22 protein-coding genes and 1 pseudogene are annotated in these 18409 nt (G+C 70.7%); 10 read left to right on the top strand and 13 right to left on the bottom strand.

Features of this window, described 5'->3' with window-relative positions:
* Nucleotides 1–130: 130 nt before the first annotated feature.
* From IE198_RS25115 to IE198_RS25105, 3 genes are all read right to left on the bottom strand, one after another.
* On the bottom strand, nucleotides 131–2533 hold the full coding sequence (locus IE198_RS25115) for an HAD-IC family P-type ATPase (protein ID WP_189890369.1): 2403 nt from the start codon (nucleotides 2531–2533) through the stop codon (nucleotides 131–133).
* Between the two features lie 106 nt (nucleotides 2534–2639).
* Complete coding sequence (locus IE198_RS25110; protein ID WP_189890367.1) at nucleotides 2640–2921, bottom strand: DUF2530 domain-containing protein; 282 nt, start codon at nucleotides 2919–2921, stop codon at nucleotides 2640–2642.
* A gap of 170 nt (nucleotides 2922–3091) precedes the next feature.
* Nucleotides 3092–3274, bottom strand: coding sequence for a ribbon-helix-helix protein, CopG family (locus IE198_RS25105; RefSeq protein ID WP_189890365.1), 183 nt, complete (start codon nucleotides 3272–3274; stop codon nucleotides 3092–3094).
* A 132-nt stretch (nucleotides 3275–3406) separates the two neighbouring features.
* Here IE198_RS25105 and IE198_RS25100 point away from each other — a divergent pair, with 132 nt between their 5' ends.
* From IE198_RS25100 to thpR, 3 genes are all read left to right on the top strand, one after another.
* Nucleotides 3407–3856, top strand: coding sequence for a MarR family winged helix-turn-helix transcriptional regulator (locus IE198_RS25100; protein WP_189890363.1), 450 nt, complete (start codon nucleotides 3407–3409; stop codon nucleotides 3854–3856).
* Nucleotides 3857–3883: 27 nt separating this feature from the next.
* Complete coding sequence (locus tag IE198_RS25095) at nucleotides 3884–5233, top strand: MFS transporter (protein ID WP_189890361.1); 1350 nt, start codon at nucleotides 3884–3886, stop codon at nucleotides 5231–5233.
* Nucleotides 5234–5679: 446 nt separating this feature from the next.
* Nucleotides 5680–6252: an RNA 2',3'-cyclic phosphodiesterase gene (thpR, locus tag IE198_RS25090; RefSeq protein ID WP_189890359.1), complete on the top strand. Its 573-nt coding sequence runs from the start codon at nucleotides 5680–5682 to the stop codon at nucleotides 6250–6252.
* A 129-nt stretch (nucleotides 6253–6381) separates the two neighbouring features.
* Here the strand turns inward: thpR and IE198_RS25085 are convergent, their stop codons facing one another.
* From IE198_RS25085 to IE198_RS25070, 4 genes are all read right to left on the bottom strand, one after another.
* Nucleotides 6382–7371, bottom strand: a complete 990-nt coding sequence (locus IE198_RS25085) for an aldo/keto reductase (protein ID WP_189890356.1) — start codon at nucleotides 7369–7371, stop codon at nucleotides 6382–6384.
* Between the two features lie 101 nt (nucleotides 7372–7472).
* The gene (locus IE198_RS25080) at nucleotides 7473–8297 is read right to left on the bottom strand and encodes an endonuclease I family protein (RefSeq protein WP_189890354.1); all 825 of its coding nucleotides are present in this window, start codon (nucleotides 8295–8297) and stop codon (nucleotides 7473–7475) included.
* Between the two features lie 182 nt (nucleotides 8298–8479).
* Nucleotides 8480–8626, bottom strand: coding sequence for a hypothetical protein (locus IE198_RS25075; RefSeq protein ID WP_189890352.1), 147 nt, complete (start codon nucleotides 8624–8626; stop codon nucleotides 8480–8482).
* A 91-nt stretch (nucleotides 8627–8717) separates the two neighbouring features.
* Complete coding sequence (locus tag IE198_RS25070; protein ID WP_229834304.1) at nucleotides 8718–9260, bottom strand: MarR family winged helix-turn-helix transcriptional regulator; 543 nt, start codon at nucleotides 9258–9260, stop codon at nucleotides 8718–8720.
* 24 nt (nucleotides 9261–9284) lie between these two features.
* Between IE198_RS25070 and IE198_RS25065 the strand changes: the two genes are divergently transcribed.
* From IE198_RS25065 to IE198_RS25050, 4 genes are all read left to right on the top strand, one after another.
* Nucleotides 9285–9794, top strand: a complete 510-nt coding sequence (locus tag IE198_RS25065; protein ID WP_189890347.1) for a carboxymuconolactone decarboxylase family protein — start codon at nucleotides 9285–9287, stop codon at nucleotides 9792–9794.
* Between the two features lie 141 nt (nucleotides 9795–9935).
* Nucleotides 9936–10397: a hypothetical protein gene (locus tag IE198_RS25060; RefSeq protein WP_189890346.1), complete on the top strand. Its 462-nt coding sequence runs from the start codon at nucleotides 9936–9938 to the stop codon at nucleotides 10395–10397.
* A gap of 65 nt (nucleotides 10398–10462) precedes the next feature.
* On the top strand, nucleotides 10463–11014 hold the full coding sequence (locus tag IE198_RS25055) for an HAD domain-containing protein (protein ID WP_189890344.1): 552 nt from the start codon (nucleotides 10463–10465) through the stop codon (nucleotides 11012–11014).
* 54 nt (nucleotides 11015–11068) lie between these two features.
* Nucleotides 11069–11812: an alpha/beta fold hydrolase gene (locus tag IE198_RS25050; protein WP_189890342.1), complete on the top strand. Its 744-nt coding sequence runs from the start codon at nucleotides 11069–11071 to the stop codon at nucleotides 11810–11812.
* 42 nt (nucleotides 11813–11854) lie between these two features.
* Here IE198_RS25050 and IE198_RS25045 read toward each other — a convergent pair whose 3' ends face one another.
* Nucleotides 11855–12289, bottom strand: coding sequence for a CBS domain-containing protein (locus IE198_RS25045; RefSeq protein ID WP_189890340.1), 435 nt, complete (start codon nucleotides 12287–12289; stop codon nucleotides 11855–11857).
* Between the two features lie 161 nt (nucleotides 12290–12450).
* On the opposite strand from IE198_RS25045, the gene IE198_RS25040 reads away from it, so the two are divergent.
* A complete protein-coding gene (locus IE198_RS25040) occupies nucleotides 12451–12867 on the top strand; it encodes an acyl-CoA thioesterase (protein ID WP_189890404.1) in 417 nt (138 codons plus the stop codon).
* A 120-nt stretch (nucleotides 12868–12987) separates the two neighbouring features.
* Here IE198_RS25040 and IE198_RS25035 read toward each other — a convergent pair whose 3' ends face one another.
* The 4 genes and pseudogenes from IE198_RS25035 to IE198_RS25020 form a co-directional block, all read right to left on the bottom strand.
* The gene (locus IE198_RS25035; protein WP_189890337.1) at nucleotides 12988–13995 is read right to left on the bottom strand and encodes a hypothetical protein; all 1008 of its coding nucleotides are present in this window, start codon (nucleotides 13993–13995) and stop codon (nucleotides 12988–12990) included.
* Nucleotides 13996–14068: 73 nt separating this feature from the next.
* Nucleotides 14069–14227, bottom strand: a pseudogene (locus tag IE198_RS25030) (class I SAM-dependent methyltransferase); the annotation flags it as partial.
* Between the two features lie 62 nt (nucleotides 14228–14289).
* Nucleotides 14290–14973 (bottom strand): GDSL-type esterase/lipase family protein, encoded by a 684-nt coding sequence (locus IE198_RS25025; protein ID WP_373299964.1) that lies wholly within the window; start codon nucleotides 14971–14973, stop codon nucleotides 14290–14292.
* A gap of 79 nt (nucleotides 14974–15052) precedes the next feature.
* Entirely contained in the window at nucleotides 15053–15643 is a 591-nt protein-coding gene (locus IE198_RS25020) for a TetR family transcriptional regulator (protein WP_189890403.1), read from the bottom strand.
* A 105-nt stretch (nucleotides 15644–15748) separates the two neighbouring features.
* On the opposite strand from IE198_RS25020, the gene IE198_RS25015 reads away from it, so the two are divergent.
* Both IE198_RS25015 and IE198_RS25010 read left to right on the top strand, forming a co-directional pair.
* Nucleotides 15749–16591 carry a class I SAM-dependent methyltransferase gene (locus tag IE198_RS25015; protein WP_189890333.1) on the top strand — a complete coding sequence of 281 codons (843 nt, stop codon included), beginning with the start codon at nucleotides 15749–15751 and terminating at the stop codon, nucleotides 16589–16591.
* A 30-nt stretch (nucleotides 16592–16621) separates the two neighbouring features.
* Nucleotides 16622–17599, top strand: coding sequence for a WD40 repeat domain-containing protein (locus IE198_RS25010; RefSeq protein ID WP_189890332.1), 978 nt, complete (start codon nucleotides 16622–16624; stop codon nucleotides 17597–17599).
* Here the strand turns inward: IE198_RS25010 and IE198_RS25005 are convergent.
* On the bottom strand, nucleotides 17596–18363 hold the full coding sequence (locus IE198_RS25005; protein ID WP_189890331.1) for a TetR/AcrR family transcriptional regulator: 768 nt from the start codon (nucleotides 18361–18363) through the stop codon (nucleotides 17596–17598). The genes IE198_RS25010 and IE198_RS25005 overlap by 4 nt on opposite strands.
* Between the last annotated feature and the right edge of the window lie 46 nt (nucleotides 18364–18409).

Genomic DNA, 18409 nt, shown 5'->3' with positions numbered 1-18409 from the left:
AAGGTCAGCTTCTACAACAACGCCGGCTCGGTGAACCTGATCGCCGACGTCGCCGGCTACTACGTGAAGTAACGGCCACCCCGCAAAGGCTCCGCCGCACGCGGGGACACGGCGTGCGGCGGAGCCTTCGTCATGCCGGGAAGCGCCGCCCCACCACCCGCCACGACAGCTCCAGCAGCGCCGCGCCCGCCGCCGCGATGGCGACCGCCGTCCACGGCATCGTCGCGCCCACCAGTCTCAGAGCGAAGAAGTGCTGGAGCCACGGCACCGTCAGCACCAGCAGGAAGCCCAGCCCCATCGCCGCCACCAGGCCGATCCGCCACCATGTGTACGGCCGGGCGATGATCGCGAGGACCCACATCGCGACCAGGAACAGTGTCAGCGTCGCCACGCTCGTCTCTGCGGCCAGCGACCCGGTGCCCGTGTAGTGCGAGCGGGCCAGCAGGTAGGCGGAGAAGGTCGCCGCCGCCGCGATCAGGCCCGCGGGCATCGCGTACCGCATCACCCTCCGTACGAAGTGCGGCCTGGCGCGCTCCTTGTTGGGGGCCAGTGCCAGGAAGAAGGCCGGGACGCCGATGGTGAGGGTGGAGAGCAGGGTGAGGTGGCGGGGGAGGAAGGGGTACTCGACCTGGCTGCAGACCACGAGGATCGCCAGCAACACGGAGTAGACCGTCTTTGTCAGGAAGAGGGTGGCGACGCGGGTGATGTTGCCGATGACCCGGCGGCCCTCCGCGACCACCGACGGCAGCGTCGCGAAGCTGTTGTTCAGCAGCACGATCTGCGCGACGGCCTTGGTCGCCTCCGATCCCGAGCCCATCGCCACGCCGATGTCCGCGTCCTTGAGCGCCAGGACGTCGTTGACGCCGTCGCCCGTCATGGCGACCGTGTGTCCGCGGGACTGGAGCGCACCGACCATGTCGCGCTTCTGCTGCGGACTGACGCGGCCGAAGACCGCGGCCCCGTCCAGTTCCGCGCCCATCGCCTCGCGCGCAGCCGGCAGCTTGCGCGCGTCGAGCGTGGAGTCGGCGCCCGGCAGGCCGAGCTTGGCCGCGACCGCGCCGACCGCGACCGCGTTGTCACCCGAGATGACCTTCGCCGCGACGTCCTGGTCGGCGAAGTAGCGGAGGGTCTCGGAGGCGTCGGGGCGCAGGCGCTGTTCGAGGACGACCAGGGCGGCCGCCGTCTTCTCGGCGGGTGCCTCCAGCGGGCCCTTGGACCGTGCCAGCAGCAGCACCCGCAGGCCCCGCCGGTTGAGTTCGTCGATCTCCTCGAGGGAGGGGTCGCCGACGGGGAGCAGGACGTCGGGTGCGCCGAGCAGCCAGGTCGCACTCGCGCCGTCGCCGTACGCGAAGGTCGCCCCGCTGTACTTGCGGGCCGAGGAGAAGGGCAGGGACGCGGTGCAGCGGTGGTCGCCGCCGTCCGGGTAGGCCGCGACGACGGCCTGCAACGAGGCGTTCGGCCGTGGATCGGAGGCGCCGAGCGCGCCCAGGACCGTCCGCACCTGCGCCTCGTCCGCACCGTTCAGCGGGCGCAGCTCGGTGACGTCCATGCCGCCCTCGGTGAGGGTGCCGGTCTTGTCCAGGCAGACGACGTCGACCCGGGCCAGGCCCTCGATGGCGGGAAGTTCCTGCACCAGGCACTGCTTGCGGCCGAGGCGGATCACGCCGATCGCGAAGGCGACCGAGGTCAGCAGGACCAGACCCTCCGGGATCATCGGCACGATCCCGCCGACGGTCCGGGCGACCGAGTCCTTGAAGTTGCTCTGCTTCACCACCAGCTGGCTGATGACCAGTCCGATCGCGGTCGGGACCATCATCCACGTCACGTACTTGAGGATCGTCGAGATTCCGGAGCGCAGCTCGGAGTGGACGAGCGTGAAGCGGGACGCCTCCTCGGCGAGCTGCACCGCGTACGCCTCGCGCCCGACCTTCGTGGCGGTGAACGCGCCGCCGCCCGCGACGACGAAGCTCCCGGACATCACCAGGTCGCCGGGCTGCTTCGGCACCGGGTCGGCCTCGCCGGTCAGCAGCGACTCGTCGACCTCGATGCTGTCCGCCTCCGCGATCTCGCCGTCGACGACGACCTTGTCACCGGGGCCGAGCTCGACGAGGTCGCCGAGGACGATCTCGGAGGTGGAGATCGCGGCGGTGACGCCGTCCCGCCGGACTCTCGGCTTCGCCTCGCCGAGGACCGCGAGCGAGTCGAGCGTCTTCTTGGCGCGCAGTTCCTGGATGATGCCGATGCCGGTGTTGGCGATGATCACGAAGCCGAAGAGGCTGTCCTGGATGGGCGCGACGAAGAACATGATCACCCACAGCACGCCGATGATGGCGTTGAAGCGGGTGAGGACGTTGGCGCGGACGATGTCGACGGCGGAGCGGGAGCTGCGTACGGGGACGTCGTTGACCTCGCCGCGCGCGACGCGCGCCGCGACCTCGGCGGACGTCAGGCCGGTGGACCGCCGGGTGGCGCTCTTGTCCGGGAGAGGGCCCGGCTCGGGGCCGTCGGCTTCTGTGTCCGCCCGCTGAGTCATGGTTCCGACGTTACGGCCGGGAGCGCCGGATCGCGCCTGACAGGCGGAAGATCAGACCGGGGTAGGACGCGAATGGTCCCGTGGCACTACGGGTCTGCGAGGCGGGTCAGGCGGGTGCGCCCGGCTCCCGGGGCTCGGTGTCCGCCCCCTTCGCGCGCTTGATCGCCGCGTCGCGGCCGCGTACGTACCAGATGCCGATCAGCCCGAGGCCGGCGCCGGCCAGGCAGGTCCACACCCACCAGGTGAGGTCGCGGTCCTCGAACCAGGCGTAGAAGGGGACCTGGACGAGGAACATCACGAACCAGAGGATCGTGCCGCCGGTGATGGTGGCGACGATCGGCCCCTCAAGGGGTTCGGGTGCCTCGTGCCGGGGGGTCCACTTCGCCATGCGGACAGTGTAGGCGGGGGCGGTCAGGGCCCGGAGGTGGCCGGCGGCGGCCCGGAATCATTTCGGCCGGGCGTGGGCGCGAGGTACCGGCGGCGATGTACGCCGTGTCGGCGGTCTTCGTCTTCTACTACGCGATGCCGGCGGTGGGGCTCGGGTAGACCCCTGGTCCGTCAGGTGACGTCGTAGAACTTCCCCGTCTCGTCGACGGCCGCCTTGAAGCGCTCGTCGAAGTCGTCGCGAATGAGCGTCCGGACCACATAGTCCTGGACGCTCATCTGCCGTTTCGCCGCATGCTGCCGGATCCGGTCGAGCAACTCACCGTCCATCCGCAGGCTGAGCACTGTCGATCCCATGCGTGCCAGGTTCGCCGCATCCCGTCCACCCGGGCGTCACTTTCCGAATACATCTCACTCATACGGGTGACAGCGCCACCTTCGTCGTAACCCGCTGGTCTTTAGCTAGAGTAATGAGTTACGCTAACGAACATGCCTGACCTGTCCCACGGTGCCACCGACGCAGACGTCGCCGCCGTGAACTCCCTGCGCTCGGCCGTCATGCGGCTGGGTCGCCGTCTGAAGCACCAGCGCGTCGACGAAACGCTGAGCCCCACCGAGATGTCGGTGCTCGGCACCCTCGCCACCTGCGGCTCCGCCACCCCCGGTGAGCTGGCCCGCAAGGAACACGTGCAGCCGCCGTCGATGACCCGGATCGTGGCACTGCTCGAAGCCAAGGGACTGGTCCGGCTCGAGCCGCACCCCGCCGACCGCCGGCAGAAGGTGGTCACCCAGACCGAGCAGGCCGAGACCATGCTCGAGGAGTCCCGCCGCAAGCGGAACGCCTGGCTGGCAACGCTCGCCGAGGGTCTGGACGATGAGGAGTGGGCAAAGCTGCGCGCAGCCGCCCCCGTCCTGGAGAAGCTCGCGCACCTGCAATAACCGCCGACGCCGAGGAGGCGAACCCCTTTGAGTACGGGATCCGGAGCAGACTCCGCCCCCGCACCGAACGACCCCGACACCCTGTCCGCCCGACCTGCCCGCAAGCAGTCCATGTTCAGCTCGCTGGGGATCCGCAACTACCGGCTCTTCGCGACGGGACAGGTCGTCTCCAACACCGGCACCTGGATGCAGCGCATCGCCCAGGACTGGCTGGTGCTCAGCCTGACCGGATCCGCGTCCGCCGTCGGCATCACCATCGCGCTGCAGTTCCTCCCCATGCTTCTCTTCGGCCTCTACGGCGGGGTGCTCGCGGACCGGCTGCCCAAGCGGCCGCTGCTGCTCGCCACCCAGGCCGCGATGGGCCTCACCGGCCTGGCGCTCGCCGTGCTCACGCTCAGCGGACACGTCCAGGTCTGGCACGTCTATCTGACGGCGTTCCTGCTCGGCCTCGTCACCGTCGTCGACAACCCGGCGCGGCAGTCCTTCGTCGCCGAGATGGTGGGCCCCGACCAGCTGCGCAACGCCGTCTCGCTCAACTCCGCGAACTTCCAGTCCGCGCGGCTCGTCGGACCGGCGGTCGCCGGTGTCCTGATCACCGCCGTCGGCAGCGGCTACGCGTTCCTGCTCAACGGCCTGTCCTTCCTCGCGCCCGTCGCGGGCCTGCTGATGATGCGGGCCTCGGAACTCCACAAGGTCGAGCGCGCCCCGCGTGGCAAGGGCCAGCTTCGGGAGGGCCTCAAGTACGTCGCGGGCCGGCCCGAGCTGATCTGGCCGATCGTCCTCGTCGGCTTCATCGGCACCTTCGGCTTCAACTTCCCGATCTGGCTCTCCGCGTTCGTCGACGACGTCTTCCACGGGGACGCCGGCACATACGGTCTGCTCAACACCCTGATGGCCGCCGGCTCCCTGGCCGGCGCCCTGCTGGCCGCCCGGCGCGGCAGCTCACGGCTGCGGCTGCTGGTCGGCGCGGCCGTGCTCTTCGGAGTGCTGGAGATCGTCACGGCCTTCGCCCCGGCCTTCTGGATCTTCGCGGCGATGATGGTCCCGATCGGAATGTTCGGCCTGACGGTCAACGTCACCGCCAACTCCAGCGTCCAGATGGCGACGGACCCGCTGATGCGGGGCCGTGTGATGAGCCTGTTCATGATGGTCTTCACCGGCGGCACCCCGCTGGGCGCGCCCCTCGTCGGCTGGATCACCGACACGTACGGCGCGCGCATCGGCTTCGCCGCGGGCGGCGCAGTGGCCGCGCTCGCGGCGGCGGGTGTGGGCGTGATGCTGGCGCGGGTCGGCGGCCTGCGGCTGTCCGTGCGGTGGCACGGGGGTCACCCGCGGGTCCGGTTCGTTCCCCGTGAGGGGCTGGTGACGGCGGCGTAGTGCGCGGCGGCGCGCCGCTGCTGTCGCGGGCCGGGCTCGGGCCGGGCGCGTCCCCTCCGCGCGGGGCGCGCCCGGCGGGTGACTTGAGGCCCTGTGCGGGCCCGGCCGGCGCCGGGCCTTGGCGGGGCCGGGCCCGCGTGCGTTGCGGGGCAGGGGGCGCCTGCGGCGGGCTTGTCCCCACCCGCCCTCCCCCTGCGCCTGGCGGCGTGGGTGGTGCTCCCGTCCCGGAACCGGGACTTCGCCCAGGACCCCCGGTACTGCTCTCCGCGCGGTGTCCGGGGTCGCCGACCGGCTGATTTCGCGCAGCGAAACTCAGCCCGCCGGCGATTGAGGCGCGGTGGCCCGGGGGCGGCGCCCCCGGTTTCAGGGAGGCGCGCGGTGGGGAACGGTTCCGCGCAGCGGTCGTGTGCCACGAGCCCCGCCACAGTCACGTCACACTGGGCTCCATGAGACTCTTCGCCGCCGTCCTCCCACCCACTGCGGCCGCCGACGAACTCGCCACCGAGGTCGCCGCCTTGAAGCGGCTCCCCGCTGCCGAGAGCCTGCGGTGGACCGGTCACGCGGGGTGGCACTTCACGCTCGCGTTCATGGGGGAGGTCGACGACGAGCGGGTTCCCGATCTGCAGGCGCGGCTGGCTCGGGCCGCGCACCGGACCGCGTCGTTCCCGTTGCGGCTGCACCGCGGGGGGCGGTTCGGGCACCGGGCGCTGTGGATCGGGGCGGCCGGTGGGATCGAGCAGATGAGGCTGCTCGCCGAGCGTGCGGACGCCGCGGCCCGGCGGGCCGGTGTCGCCATGGAGGAGCACCGCCGCTACCAGGCGCACCTCACGATCGCCCGTACCCGCGACGCGGGCGGCGACCTCCGTCCGTACGTCGAGGCGCTCGGCGCCTTCGAGGGCACACCCTGGCAGGTGGGCGAGCTCGCTCTCGTCCGCAGCAACCTGCCGGTCGGCGGCGTCCGGGGCGAGCAGCCGCGGTACGAAGTGGTCGGTTCCTGGTCGCTCGAGGGCGCGGGTTAACCTCGTCGGGTGAATCCCAAGACCAGAAACCAGATCATGGCCGCCGCGCTGGTGCTCATGTTCGTGATCGTCGCCGTGGCGGCCGCGGTCGGCCGGTAGGGCCTGCCGCGGCCACCGCCGCGTGCGCGATCACCAGGCGAAGGCCTCCGGTGACGGACCGGGTCCCGGGAAGATCTCGTCCAGGCCCGTGAGCACTTCCTGCGAGAGCTCCAGTTCGACCGCCCGCAGCGCGGACGCGAGCTGGTCGGCGGTACGCGGGCCGACGATCGGGCCGGTGACCCCCGGTCGCGTCAGCAGCCACGCCAGCGCCGTTTCGCCCGGCGCGAGACCGTGCTTGTCGAGCAGGTTCTCGTACGCCTGTACCTGCTCCCGGACGGAGCTGTTGGCGAGCGCGTCGGCGGAGCGGCCGGACGCCCGGCGCTTGCCTTCGTTCTCCTTCTTGATCACTCCGCCGAGCAGGCCGCCGTGCAGCGGTGACCACGGGATGACCCCGAGGCCGTAGTCCTGCGCGGCCGGGATGACCTCCATCTCGGCGCGGCGCTCGGCGAGGTTGTAGAGGCACTGCTCGCTGACCAGGCCGTACGAGCCGAGGCGACGGGCCGTCTCGTTGGCCTTGGCGATTGCCCAGCCGGGGAAGTTGGAGGAGCCCGCGTAGAGGATCTTGCCCTGCTGGACGAGGACGTCGATCGCCTGCCAGATCTCCTCGAACGGAGTGCGGCGGTCGATGTGGTGGAACTGGTAGAGGTCGATGTAGTCGGTCTGCAGCCGCTTGAGCGAAGCGTCCACCGCGCGGCGGATGTTGAGGGCGGAGAGCCGGTCGTGGTTGGGCCAGGGGTCGCCGTCGCCGGCCATGTTGCCGTAGACCTTGGTCGCGAGGACGACCTTGTCACGGCGGCTCCGGTCACCGGCGAACCAGGAACCGATGATCTCCTCGGTGCGGCCCTTGTTCTCGCCCCAGCCGTAGACGTTGGCGGTGTCGAAGAAGTTGATGCCCGCGCCGAGCGCGGCGTCCATGATGGTGTGGCTTGCGGCCTCGTCGGTCTGAGGCCCGAAGTTCATCGTCCCGAGGACGATGCGGCTGACCTTGAGTCCCGTGCGTCCGAGCTGCGTGTACTTCATGAGTCCATAGCCAACGCCTTCGAGTCCGCTCGAAGCAAGGGCATCAGGGTCGCGGCGTGCGCCTCCCGCGGCGCGCGGCCGCGGGAGGGGGAGACGCCGGCCTACCAGATGGCTTCGGCCCACTCCGGGTGGTCTATGAACGGGTTCCGGTTGTGCTGGTAGCGGTCGAATATGACCTGGTTGCGACGCTGCTCGAAGGCGTCCGGCGGGTCCTGCTCGTTCCATTGCTTGAGTACGGACAGCCGGCCGATGTACGGCTGGGAGCCGTTGTCCACGCGGTCGTTCGGCTCGAGGTCGGCGAATCCGTCCTCGCCCTCGTAGCGCACGGCCATGTAGAAGATCATTCGGGCGACATCGCCCTTGACGGAGTCACGGGGCTCGAAGGAGTCCGAGTCGGTGGTGTTCTGAGGTGCTTCGCCGACGGGGCTGCCCCCGTTGTCGAAGTCCTTGTTGCCGCGTACGGAGTTGACCGACACGTCCTCCGGGCGCAGGTGGTGGATGTCGGTGCCGGGGCCGGTGGCGGTGCCGAAGTCCCCGTGGGACTTGGCCCAGACATGCTCGCGGTTCCAGTCGTCCGTGTCCCCGCCGTTGGAGGACTTGCTCTGCGATCGACCCGCGTAGAGCAGTACGACGTTGGAGGGGTTGGCCGGGTCTTCGTCCGTGTCCTTCAGGGCGTCCCAGACCTGGGAGTAGGACAGTTTGGACTGGTCGCTGATGATCGTGTGCAGTGCGTCCTTGAGCGCCGGGCCGGTCTTGCCCAGTGCGTCCTGGTAGTAGGTGTCGTCCAGGGCGGTGGCGGAACGATTCGCCGGCGCGGAGGACTCGGAGGTGGCGGCGGGTGCGGTGGTCGCCACGCAGGTCAGAGCCAGGCCGGCGGCGAGCGCGAGAAGTGCGGCCCTGGGGGCGGGGGTTCGGAGTCGAGGCATGTGGGGGTTCCCTGCTCCTGAGGCGCACCCGCGCCCAAGGGGATCGGCAGGAGGACTGCCCGGCAGCGCGGGTGGCGATCGATGAGGACATCGAAAAGCATTTCAGCGCCCTACGGAGATGGGGTGAACATGCCAAGACCGTTGTGTGTACATCGTCATGCAGTCGCGGGGCCGGCCCCAGGTCACTCGTGAGGGAAGTCGCCGGTGGTGAGGGTGAGGCCGACGGGGGTCTCGGTGAGGTCGACGTCCGCACTGAAGGCGCCGATCGTCTCCGACGCGTGGTCGCCGTCCCGTGGCTGGGTGTGGATGCGCTCGGCCAAGGCGGTCATCGTGGCGCTCCTGCCCGGCTGCCGCAGACACGCGTGCAGCCGCGCGGTACCGCGACAGGCGCAGGGACCGGGTCACGCTGGAGGAACGACATCACGCGCCGCCCAGCCAGCCCGCCGCGTCCAGGCGGAAGCTCTCCTGGGGGGTGACCGTGCGGAGGGCGGATTCCAGGTCGCGCAGGCGGTCGGGGCCGATCACCTGCGCCCACTCGGCCCGAAGTGCGTCGAAGATCGCGGCCGAGCGGCTCAGGGCGTCCAGGCCGTGCGGCGTGAGGCGGATCAGTTTGCGGCGGGCGTCCGCGGGGTCGTCGGCGCGTTCCGCGTATCCGAGGGCGAGCAGGCGGTCGGCGGTCTTGCCGGCGGCCTGCTTGGAGACGCCGAGGCGGCGGCCGAGGTCGCTGGCGGTGGCCCCGTCCATGCCGATGGCCTGCATGGCGAAGCCGTGGGCGGGGCGGACATCGGCGTGGCCCTGCCGGGCCAGTTCGGCGTGCAGCTTGTCGATGAGCGAGCGGAAACCGGCGAAGAGGAGCAGTGGCAGCTCATATCCGGGCGGTTCGGGTGCGGCGGGCGGCTCGGAAAGCGCCTTGCGCGATTCGACAACCTGGTTTACGTTTTGCGGAACGGGTTCGTCAACCATGTTGTCCATTGTAGGAGCTGCCCCATGTTCACCGAGCACACCCTGGAATCGGCGCCGCCCGCGTCCCGGCGCGCCATGGAGTCGACCGTCAAGCGCCTCGGTCATCTGCCGCCCGCCGTCGCGAGGCTGGCCACGTCTCCCCATCTCCTGGACGGGTTCCTCAAGCTGAGCGCCGCCTTCGAGACGACGACGCTCGATCCGGTGGCCCGGGAGGTGGTCGTGATGACGGTCGCCGCGCGAAACGAGTGCCATGTGTGCGTGACCATGCACACCGGCAAGCTGCGGGCGCTCGGCGCGGACGAGGAGCTGATCGCCGCACTGGGCGAGCAGCGTGCGCTTTGCGACGAACGGCTCGAGGCCGTACGGCAGTTCACCCTGGATGTTTTCCGTACCTCCGGCGCGGTCGGTGACCCGGAACTGCGCGCCTTTCTCGCGCACGGCTTCACCTCGCAGAACGCGTTGGAGGTCGTCATGGGCATCGGTACGTACACGATGTCCACACTCGCCAACCGACTGACGCGGGCAGGGCTCTGAGGGGGACGGGATCCGGCCGTAGTGGGCGGCTCTCGCCGTGTCGCTCTTCCCTTCCCGGCTCCCACGTGCCGCAATGCCCCCGTCGGCCTGTGACCCCACACGAAGGCGGATCCCCCCATGAATACCCCCATGAGAGCCCCCATGAAGACCCTGAAGCACAGCACCCTCTACGTCCTCGGCGCCCTGGCCGCGACCACCCTCGCCATGGCGCCCGCCGCCCACGCGGTGACGCCGGAGACGGCAACGTTGTCGTTCGACTGCGGCTCGTACGGCTCCGGAACGGCCACGCTCAAGGCCACGCAGGACGGCACGGCAGCGACCGTCGATGTCTCCACGCAGGCCATCACCGCCCCCCTCCCCATCGGGGCGAACTCCATCGAGTCCACGCTGACGCTGTCCAAGAACGGCACGGACACGGCGACGTTCACCGGAAACTCCAATCCGGCGATCCCGGCCGGCGGTGCGGTCTCCACCGGTCCGCTCGCCGGCACCGTCGCGTCCCAGGACAGCCTCGAGGCGAAGACGCTCACGGTCGTCGTCTTCGGCATCACGGTCGAGTGCACGGCGACGTCACCGCAGAACCCGGGCCCGTTCGTCTTCTGACACCCGTCCCGGCCCGGCCCTCGTCCCCGACGGAGGGCCGGGCCCACGCCCGCTAGCCTGCAGGCGTGACCAGTTCCGGGCCGCGCCCCCTGCTCTTCCTCGACATCGACGGACCGCTCATCCCGTTCGGCGGGACGCCGCAGGAGTACCCGGCCCACGAAGGGACGTGCTCCGAGCCTTGCGGGTCCGGCCGGAACCCCCTGCTGTCGCGGATCGACCCCGCGCACGGGCCCCGCCTGGCGGCCCTGCCGTGCGAACTGGTCTGGGCCACGACATGGACGGACGACGCGAACGATTGCGTCGCACCGCGGCTCGGCCTGCCACCATTGCCCCTGGTGGACTGGCCGGGGCCGTCCGATACCGAGGAGCAGGACGAACGCGGCGGACTGCACTGGAAGACCCGGACCCTCGTCGACCGGGCAGCGGGGCGGCCCTTCGTCTGGATCGACGACGAGATCACCGACGTCGACCGGGCCTGGACCGCCGCCCACCATCGAGGACAGGCGCTGCTCCGCCGTGTCGACGCACGCCGCGGGCTGACGGAAGCGGACTTCGCCGCCGTCGGCGAATGGCTCCACGCCCTCCCGGCGACCGCACCCGGAAACAGCGGAAGCTGACCTTCGCATCACGTCTCCGGGTCGACTGTCCGACCCCTCCGCTACGTTGCCGCCATGACGGATTTCGTGCTCGTGGCAGGCGCCTGGCTCGGAGCGTGGGCGTGGGACGGCGTGGTGCCGCGGCTGCGGGGGGCGGGGCACGGTGCGCACCCGGTCACGCTCTCCGGTCTCGCGGACAAGCAGGGTGCCTCCGCCGGGCAGCAGACGCATGTGCGGGCCATCGTCGACGAGGTCGAGCGTCTGGACCTGCGGGACGTCGTCCTGGTCGGCCACAGCTATTCGGGCATCCCGGTCGGCCAGGCCGCCGAGCGGATCGGTGACCGGCTGTCGCGCGTGGTCTTCGTCGACTCCGACGTTCCGGCCGACGGCGAATCGTTCGCGTCCAACTGGTGGCAGGGTCCGGAGAGGTTCAAGGCCTCGATCGCAGACAACGGCGGCTTCTGGGCACCGCTGACCACCGCCGACTGCGAGGGGCAGGGCCTCACCGACGAGCAGATCGCCCGCATCGTGGGCGGCGCCACGCCACACCCGGGCGCCAGCCTCACCGAGCCGGCCGTGCTGACCCGTCCGCTCGGCGAGCTTCCGGCGACGTACATCAAGTGCCTGCTCGACGGCCCCGAACCGACGGACGTCGTGGCCCGGCTGCTGACCGGCGAAAACTGGCGGCTGGTCGAGATGGACACCGGCCACTGGCCCATGTTCTCCCAGCCCGACGAACTCTCCCGGATCCTCCTTGCCGCGGCCGAGAACCAGCCACGGGCATCGGTGCCACCGCGCCCCGGCGAGGGGGCGCGGTGACGCCGTGGCCGCACACGCGGTCCGGGACGGGCGCGGGGGCTGCTACGCCTCCGCGTACACGCGGGTCGCGAACTCCGCGATCTGCTCGTCGCTCAGGTTCTTGGCGACGTTCGCCTCGGTGATCATGCCCACCAGACGGTGGCCGCCCTTCACGTCGATCACCGGCAGGCGCTTGATGTGGTTGTTCTCCATGGTTTCCAGGACCTCGGAGGCGTCCGCATCCGAGTCGATCCAGTGCAGCTCGCCGCCCAGGGAACCCGCCTGCACCTCCGCCGGGTCCACGCCCTCGGCGCAGCAGGTGATGACGATGTCCCGGTCGGTGACCAGGCCCGTGAGCCTGTTGTTGTCGCCGCAGATGGGCAGCGCCCCGACACCCAGGTCACGCATCATCTTGGCCGCGTCGTGGAGCGACTGATGCGCGCCCACGCACTGTGCACCGCTGGTCATGATGTCCTTGGCTCGCAGCTCTCCAGCCATGAGTCCTCCCTTCGCGGGAATGTGGCATGCATCCGACGCCCCCACGAGTGCCCGCATTCGGACGTTCCAAAAGCCCGGACCGTCCCCGGAAGTCGGTGCCGCCGAACCGCGGAGCCGGGGGGCCCGGGAATGTGGTCATGGGCCGAGCTGTTGCGATGTTCATGACCTTCTCCGTCGTTGTGACCGTACGTGGCTACGAGCTCGACACACAGGGCCACCTGAACCAGTCCGTCTATCTCCAGTACGCCGAGCACGCACGCTGGGAACTGCTGCGGGCCGCAGGCCTGCCCCAGGAGAAGCTGCTGGCCAGCGGCGTCGGCCCGGTCGCCCTCGAAGTGACGGTGAGGTACCTGAGCGAGCTGCGCGGCGGCGACGAGGTGCGGGTGACCTGCCGGTTCGTCTACGGAGAGGGCAAGATGTTCAAGGTCGTTCAGCAGATCGTCAAGGACGACGGAACGGTCGCCGCGGAGATCTCCGGCGTGGCAGGCATGCTCGACCTCACGACCCGCAGACTGATCACCGACCCCCGCTCCCACCTGGCGGCCCTTGCCGACAACCCGGACCTGCTCAGCGGCTGACACCCGTCGGCTGCCGTCCGTCCTTCCTGCCGCGTCGCAGCGGAACCGTGACTGCACGGATTCGCCGGCGCAAGCGCCGGTCCGAGATCCGAAGGGGAAGCCGCCGACCGCCGCCGGGCGTCAGCGGGGGAGTTCGAGGTCCGTGCAGCCGTGTTGCGCGGCCGAGCGCTTGGCGAACGCGGTGAGGGCGGACCGGGCGAAGTCACCGACGTCCTCGTGCGCGTATTCAGTGGTGGAGATCGTGAAGAGCGCGCGGGCGCTGGTGCCGGGGCACCTTGCGGTGGCCCAGGAGAAGCGCTGTCCGTGCCGACCCGCGTCCCGGGTGGACTCGTCATCCGGATACTGGGCCTGCGCGAAGGGGCCGAAGTAGGCGCGGACCTGGAACAGCTCCTCGGACCGCGCCTTGGTCTCGCCCAGGACGCAGGCCTCCAGCAGGGAGGATGCCGTCGCCGGCGTCTCCTTGATCCAGTGGATGCTGTCCATGTCGTGCATCGGGAAGCCCGCGCAGGTTCCCTTCGCCTCGAAGCGGGACTTCTGCTCCGGCTCTGCGGGGACGCGCGGGATCGGGCCGCCGGCCTCGGCCTCGCAGTCCCAGTGCTCGGCCGCCCGGACCGCTGTGGCCGCGAGGAGTTCGGCGGTGGTGCGGCCTGTCCCCGCGCGACTGACGGTGGCCGCGCTCGCGACGACGGAGGCGTCCTGGTTGCCGCAGTCCAGCACGACGGCGGCGCTCTCGAGGTTGGTGTAGCCGTGCCAGCCCCCGCCCAGCGCCATCGGCAGAGTTCCCGTCCGGTCCGGGCGCAGTTCGTCGAACACGCCGCGGGGGCCGTCGTCGTCCCGGGCCGAGGCGGGGATGCGGGCGATCGTGAGCATGGTCTTCCCGACCCAGCAGAACTCGTAGCCGTCCAACCCGCCGACGTGCTCGTCGTGCGGCAGGGCCTTGTCCGTGTCGTAGTCGGTGAAGACCGCCGACTCCTTCGGCGGGATCAGTCCCTGGCAGTAGGTCGCCAGCTTGTCCTCGTAGCGCCAGCGCCTGCCCGTGTCGCTGAACTGGTACCAGCCGTAGGCCGTGACGGCGGCGAGTGTCAGCGGCAGTGCCACGTACAGCGCCAGGCGGCGTATGACCGTCATCTGCCTGCTCTCCCTGTTCGGCGTCCCGCGGCACCGTATCGCGAGCCGCCGGATGTCAGTCGCGCGGACGGGCCTCGAGCGCGGCCTCGGCCTTCGCCATACGGCCGGCGAGCAGCCCGGCGCAGCCCCAGGACGGGCGCTGCTCGGTGGCGCGTCCGGTGAACCGGGAGAAGTCCCAGCCCTCGGTGTTCACGGCCCGGCCTTCGGCGTGGAGGTCTTCGAACGTGGACACGGACGAGAGGATCGCAGGCAGGGCGGGTGGCCGGCACCGCGGATTTCGGCCGGGAGAGCCGGTCAGGCCGCGACGGCGTACGCGCCGCCGAGCCCCCACGCCTGGTGCATCGCGGTCGCGAAGGCGCCGGCCAGTTTGATCTCGCCCGTCGGGCCGGGATGGGTGCCGTCGTAGGTGTCGCTGTGGATGTCGTACGAATCCGGCCGGGAGGCCAGCAGGATCGGGGACGCCGGTGTGTCCAGGTCGGCGACCGCCTTGGCGAGCAGCACGTTGAAGCGGTTGCACTCGGCGGCGAAGGGCGCGTCGGACTCGGCGCGGATGTTCGGGATGACGGGGAGCAGGACCATCCGCACGTGCGGGTTGGCGAGGCGGGCCTGGGCGATGAACTCCCGGGCGTTCGCCGCGGTCTGGTCGCTGTTCGTATAGAAGCCGAGGTCTATCAGGCCGAGGGAGATCAGGAGCACGTCGGCCCGCTCCGAGGCGACCGCCTCGCGGATCACGGGTGCCATGTGCAGCCAGCCCTCGCCCCATCCGGCCAGGTGCCGGCGGGCGTCCGCCGGGAAGGCCGGGTCGGCGTAGGCGTGGGACACCGGGGCGTTCGTCTCGATGTCGTACAGCGCGCAGCGCGGACCCACGATCTCGAACGGCTCGCCGGTGGAGACGAGGTGCTGCCACATCCGGTAGCGCCAGCTGTAGCCGCCGGCGCTCCCGATGGTCATGGAATCGCCGACGAACAGAAAGCGCATGGCCGCCATCATGGCCGAACCCGCGAGTAACCCGGCAGTGATCCGTGATGTGAGGCTGGACACGACGGGGCGCAGCGGATCAGTGACCGGTGAGGGCCCGGACGAGCCGCCCGATCTGCTCGCGCGGGTCGGGGTCGGCGGACGACCAGGTCGTCATCAGCAGATGGTGGACCGTGCCGACGAGCGCGAGGGCGACGGCCTCCGCGTCCGTGTCGTCGGCGACCCGGCCGGCGCGCTGCTCGGCGCGCAGGTACTCGGCGACCGACCCCTGGACGGCGGTGAATCCGGGTGCTCCGCCCGCCATCGCTTCGCGGAACCGGAGTGCGGCGCCGGGCCGGGTGAGTGCGAGGCCGGACATGGCCGGGCCGCCCGAGTCCAGCAGGATGGAGGCGATGCCGGTCAGGTTGGCGGCGACGGTGTCCCGGCCCGCCCGGCCGGGGAGTTCTGCCGCCAGCGTGGCGGTACGGGCGAGCCGGTCCAGGATCAGTTCCGCGACGAACTCGTCCAGACCGCCCGGGAAATGGGCGTGCAGCAAACCCTTGGAGCAGTCCGCCTCGTCGGTGACGGCCCGACTGGTCAGGGCTCCGGGGCCGCCCTGGGCCACGACTCGTTCGGCTGCCGCGAAAAGGCGTTCGCGGGCATCGGGGACGGCTACTCCACGGGGTGACATCCGGGACCTTCCGGTCTTCTGCTGTGTCGCGATGGACAGTATGGGCAAGCGCCCATACTGTTTGGGCGTATGCCCATTCTAGCCGGAACCTGAGGAGGCACCGTCATGGCGCACATCGTGAACACGGAGCAGGAGCAGGCGTGGAACGGTTACGAGGGCGCCCACTGGGCCCATCACCAGCACCGCTGGGACGCCGTCAACGAGGGATTCAACGACATCCTTCTCACCGCCGCCGCCATCGTCCGCACGGACGCGGTGCTCGACATCGGCTGCGGTGCCGGCGCCACCACCCGGCTCGCCGCCCGCCGCGCAGAGGAAGGCCGTGCCACCGGGTTGGACCTGTCCCGCCCGATGCTGGAACGCGCCCGGGCGAGCGCGCACGCCGAGCACCTCGGCAATGTGACCTTCGAGCACGGCGACGCCCAGGTCCACCCGCTCGCGGGCCGCGGTTTCGACGTGGCCGTCAGCCGCTTCGGCGTGATGTTCTTCGGCGACCCGGGGGCCGCGTTCGCCAACATCGGCAGCGGGCTGCGCGCCGGAGGCCGAGCGGCGTTCGTCGTCGCCGCCGACGGCGAGGGCAACGAATGGATCCAGGCCCTGACCGGTCTGCGAGGGGTGTTGCCCATGGGCGGCTTCGGCGTGACCGGCGGCCCCGGCATGTTCTCCCTGGCCGACCCCGACCGCATCCGCGAGGCCCTGACAGCAGGCGGGTTCACCCGCATCGTGGTCGAGCGGGTCGAGGCGTACGGCAGATGGGGGCATGACGCCGAGGACGCCACCGACTTCCTCCTGGGGTCCGGGCCCGGCCGCCATCTGCTGCACCAGGTCGACGAGGTGACCGGCGAGCGGGCCCGGACCGAGCTGGCGGACATCCTGCGCCGGTACGAGAAGGACGGGGCGGTCCGGCTGCGCAGCGTGGCGTGGCTGGTCACCGCAGAGCGGCCGTGAACCGAACGGCTGAGGTGGCAGGCTTGGGGCATGCGTTCGCTCTCGTACGTCACCGGCCTCGCGGCCGCCCTCGTGCTGGCCGCCGCCGTGCCCGCGGCCGCCGACGACGGCTCCGGGTTCACCGTCAAGGACCCGCGGATCACCGAGTCCAGCGGGCTCGCCGCGAGCCGGGCGCACCCGGGCATCTACTGGACGCACAACGACCAGGACCAGCCGCGGATCTTCGCCGTCGACTCGAAGACGGGCGAGACGGTGGCGACGATCACCCTGCGGGGGGTCGGCGAGCCCAGGGACATGGAGGCGATCTCCGTAGGACCCGACGGCAACATCTACGTCGGCGACATAGGGGACAACCTCGACGGCAGCTGGGACCACGTCTGGATCTACCGCTTCCCCGAGCCGGAGCAGTTGCGCGACCGAACCGTGAACGCCACCCAGTTCGACGTGAAGTACGCCGACGGGCCGCGCAACGCCGAGGCGCTGATGGTGCATCCGAAGACCGGGCGCGTCTACATCGCCTCCAAGCACGAGGACGGCGGGGGCCTCTACGAAGGCCCTGCCACGCTCAGTACGGGGCAGGCCAATGTCTTCCGGCGGATCGGGGAGGTGCCGTGGGTCACCGACGGCGCCTTCTCGCCGGACGGGAAGGAGCTGGTGCTCCGCTCGTACTTCAGCGCCCGCGGCTACGAGTGGAAGGACGGCCGCCTCGGTGCCGACCACAGGGTTCGCGCGCCGATCCAGGGGCAGTCGGAGTCGGTGACGTACACGCTCGACGGTACGACGCTGCTGTTCGGCACGGAGGGGGAGCAGAGCCGCGTCGAGCCGGTGGCGGTCGAGAGCGGCGACGACGGCGGTTCCGACGGGCCCAAGGGCGGTGCGACTTCCGGCGGTTCGAGCGGGGACCCGGCCGCCGGCGGTGACGGCAAGGGCGGTGCCACCACGTACGGGCTGCTCGTCCTCGGCGGCGCGGGGGTGCTGGTGCTGGCGCTGCGCCGGCGCCGCAACTAGGCCTTGTCCGCGGCCCTTTCGCTCACCAGCTTCTCGAAGCCGTCGATCAGGCGGTCGAGGCCGAAGGCGAAGTGGTCGAAGTCCGAGCCGAACGCGTCCTCGGACAGGTTCGCGAGCCGCGGGTAGTCGCCGGTCGCCATGGCCCGGACGAGGAAGGGCTCCTGGCTCTTCCAGAAATCCGTGTCGCTCTGTCCCGTCTGCTTCGCTGCCTCCGCGGCTTCCAGCTCCATCCGCGCGATGCCGGATACGAAGCTCTGCACGGCGAGGATGACCGAGATCATTTCCGGGTCCCGCAGGCCCATGCCGTGCAGGGCGGCCAGTGACATCTCCAAGCCGCGAACGGCGTTGGGGCCGAGGACCGTGCGGGACTGGTTGACCTTCAGCAGCCACGGGTGCGCGCGGTGCTGCGCCAGGTATACGTCGGCCATGGCCCGGACCGCGTCGCGCCAGTCGGCGCCCTCGGGTGCGTGCTCCTGATTGTCGATCGGCTCGCCGTTCACCCGGTCGAGCATCAGGTCGAGCAGCTCGCTCTTGCCCGGGACGTACCGGTAGAGGGACATCGTGCCGGTGCCCAGCTCGGTGGCGAGGCGGCGCATCGAGACCGCGGCGAGGCCCTCCGTGTCGGCGATCTCCAGGGCGGCGGTGACGATCCGGTCGAGGGTGAGCCCTGGTTTGGGGCCGCGCGAGGGCCGTTCACCGGTACCCCAGAGCAGTTCGAGGCTGCGCAGGACGTCCCCGCTGCCGCTGGTCTCCGTCGTCGTCATGGCTTCACCATAATCCCGCACCCAGTAACTGAGTACGGTGTACTCT

Origin of the sequence: Streptomyces xantholiticus, from assembly GCF_014651015.1 — a bacterium.
Lineage (GTDB): Bacteria > Actinomycetota > Actinomycetes > Streptomycetales > Streptomycetaceae > Streptomyces > Streptomyces xantholiticus.
The sequence above is the reverse complement of the archived record's forward strand: the minus strand, read 5'-3'. Positions and strand labels throughout refer to the sequence as shown.

Excerpts from the sequence above, each read along its gene's own strand:
- IE198_RS25015 (WP_189890333.1), top strand. The coding sequence starts at position 15,749 with ATGGCGCACATCGTGAACACGGAGCAGGAGCAGGCGTGGAACGGTTAC.
- IE198_RS25105 (WP_189890365.1), bottom strand. The coding sequence starts at position 3,274 with ATGGGATCGACAGTGCTCAGCCTGCGGATGGACGGTGAGTTGCTCGAC.
- IE198_RS25040 (WP_189890404.1), top strand. The coding sequence starts at position 12,451 with ATGACCTTCTCCGTCGTTGTGACCGTACGTGGCTACGAGCTCGACACA.
- IE198_RS25115 (WP_189890369.1), bottom strand. The coding sequence starts at position 2,533 with ATGACTCAGCGGGCGGACACAGAAGCCGACGGCCCCGAGCCGGGCCCT.
- IE198_RS25100 (WP_189890363.1), top strand. The coding sequence starts at position 3,407 with ATGCCTGACCTGTCCCACGGTGCCACCGACGCAGACGTCGCCGCCGTG.
- IE198_RS25025 (WP_373299964.1), bottom strand. The coding sequence starts at position 14,973 with ATGCGCTTTCTGTTCGTCGGCGATTCCATGACCATCGGGAGCGCCGGC.
- IE198_RS25085 (WP_189890356.1), bottom strand. The coding sequence starts at position 7,371 with ATGAAGTACACGCAGCTCGGACGCACGGGACTCAAGGTCAGCCGCATC.
- IE198_RS25035 (WP_189890337.1), bottom strand. The coding sequence starts at position 13,995 with ATGACGGTCATACGCCGCCTGGCGCTGTACGTGGCACTGCCGCTGACA.
- IE198_RS25045 (WP_189890340.1), bottom strand. The coding sequence starts at position 12,289 with ATGGCTGGAGAGCTGCGAGCCAAGGACATCATGACCAGCGGTGCACAG.
- IE198_RS25060 (WP_189890346.1), top strand. The coding sequence starts at position 9,936 with ATGAAGACCCTGAAGCACAGCACCCTCTACGTCCTCGGCGCCCTGGCC.
- IE198_RS25005 (WP_189890331.1), bottom strand. The coding sequence starts at position 18,363 with ATGACGACGACGGAGACCAGCGGCAGCGGGGACGTCCTGCGCAGCCTC.
- thpR (WP_189890359.1), top strand. The coding sequence starts at position 5,680 with ATGAGACTCTTCGCCGCCGTCCTCCCACCCACTGCGGCCGCCGACGAA.
- IE198_RS25050 (WP_189890342.1), top strand. The coding sequence starts at position 11,069 with ATGACGGATTTCGTGCTCGTGGCAGGCGCCTGGCTCGGAGCGTGGGCG.
- IE198_RS25010 (WP_189890332.1), top strand. The coding sequence starts at position 16,622 with ATGCGTTCGCTCTCGTACGTCACCGGCCTCGCGGCCGCCCTCGTGCTG.
- IE198_RS25075 (WP_189890352.1), bottom strand. The coding sequence starts at position 8,626 with ATGACCGCCTTGGCCGAGCGCATCCACACCCAGCCACGGGACGGCGAC.
- IE198_RS25020 (WP_189890403.1), bottom strand. The coding sequence starts at position 15,643 with ATGTCACCCCGTGGAGTAGCCGTCCCCGATGCCCGCGAACGCCTTTTC.
- IE198_RS25065 (WP_189890347.1), top strand. The coding sequence starts at position 9,285 with ATGTTCACCGAGCACACCCTGGAATCGGCGCCGCCCGCGTCCCGGCGC.
- IE198_RS25070 (WP_229834304.1), bottom strand. The coding sequence starts at position 9,260 with ATGGTTGACGAACCCGTTCCGCAAAACGTAAACCAGGTTGTCGAATCG.
- IE198_RS25110 (WP_189890367.1), bottom strand. The coding sequence starts at position 2,921 with ATGGCGAAGTGGACCCCCCGGCACGAGGCACCCGAACCCCTTGAGGGG.
- IE198_RS25080 (WP_189890354.1), bottom strand. The coding sequence starts at position 8,297 with ATGCCTCGACTCCGAACCCCCGCCCCCAGGGCCGCACTTCTCGCGCTC.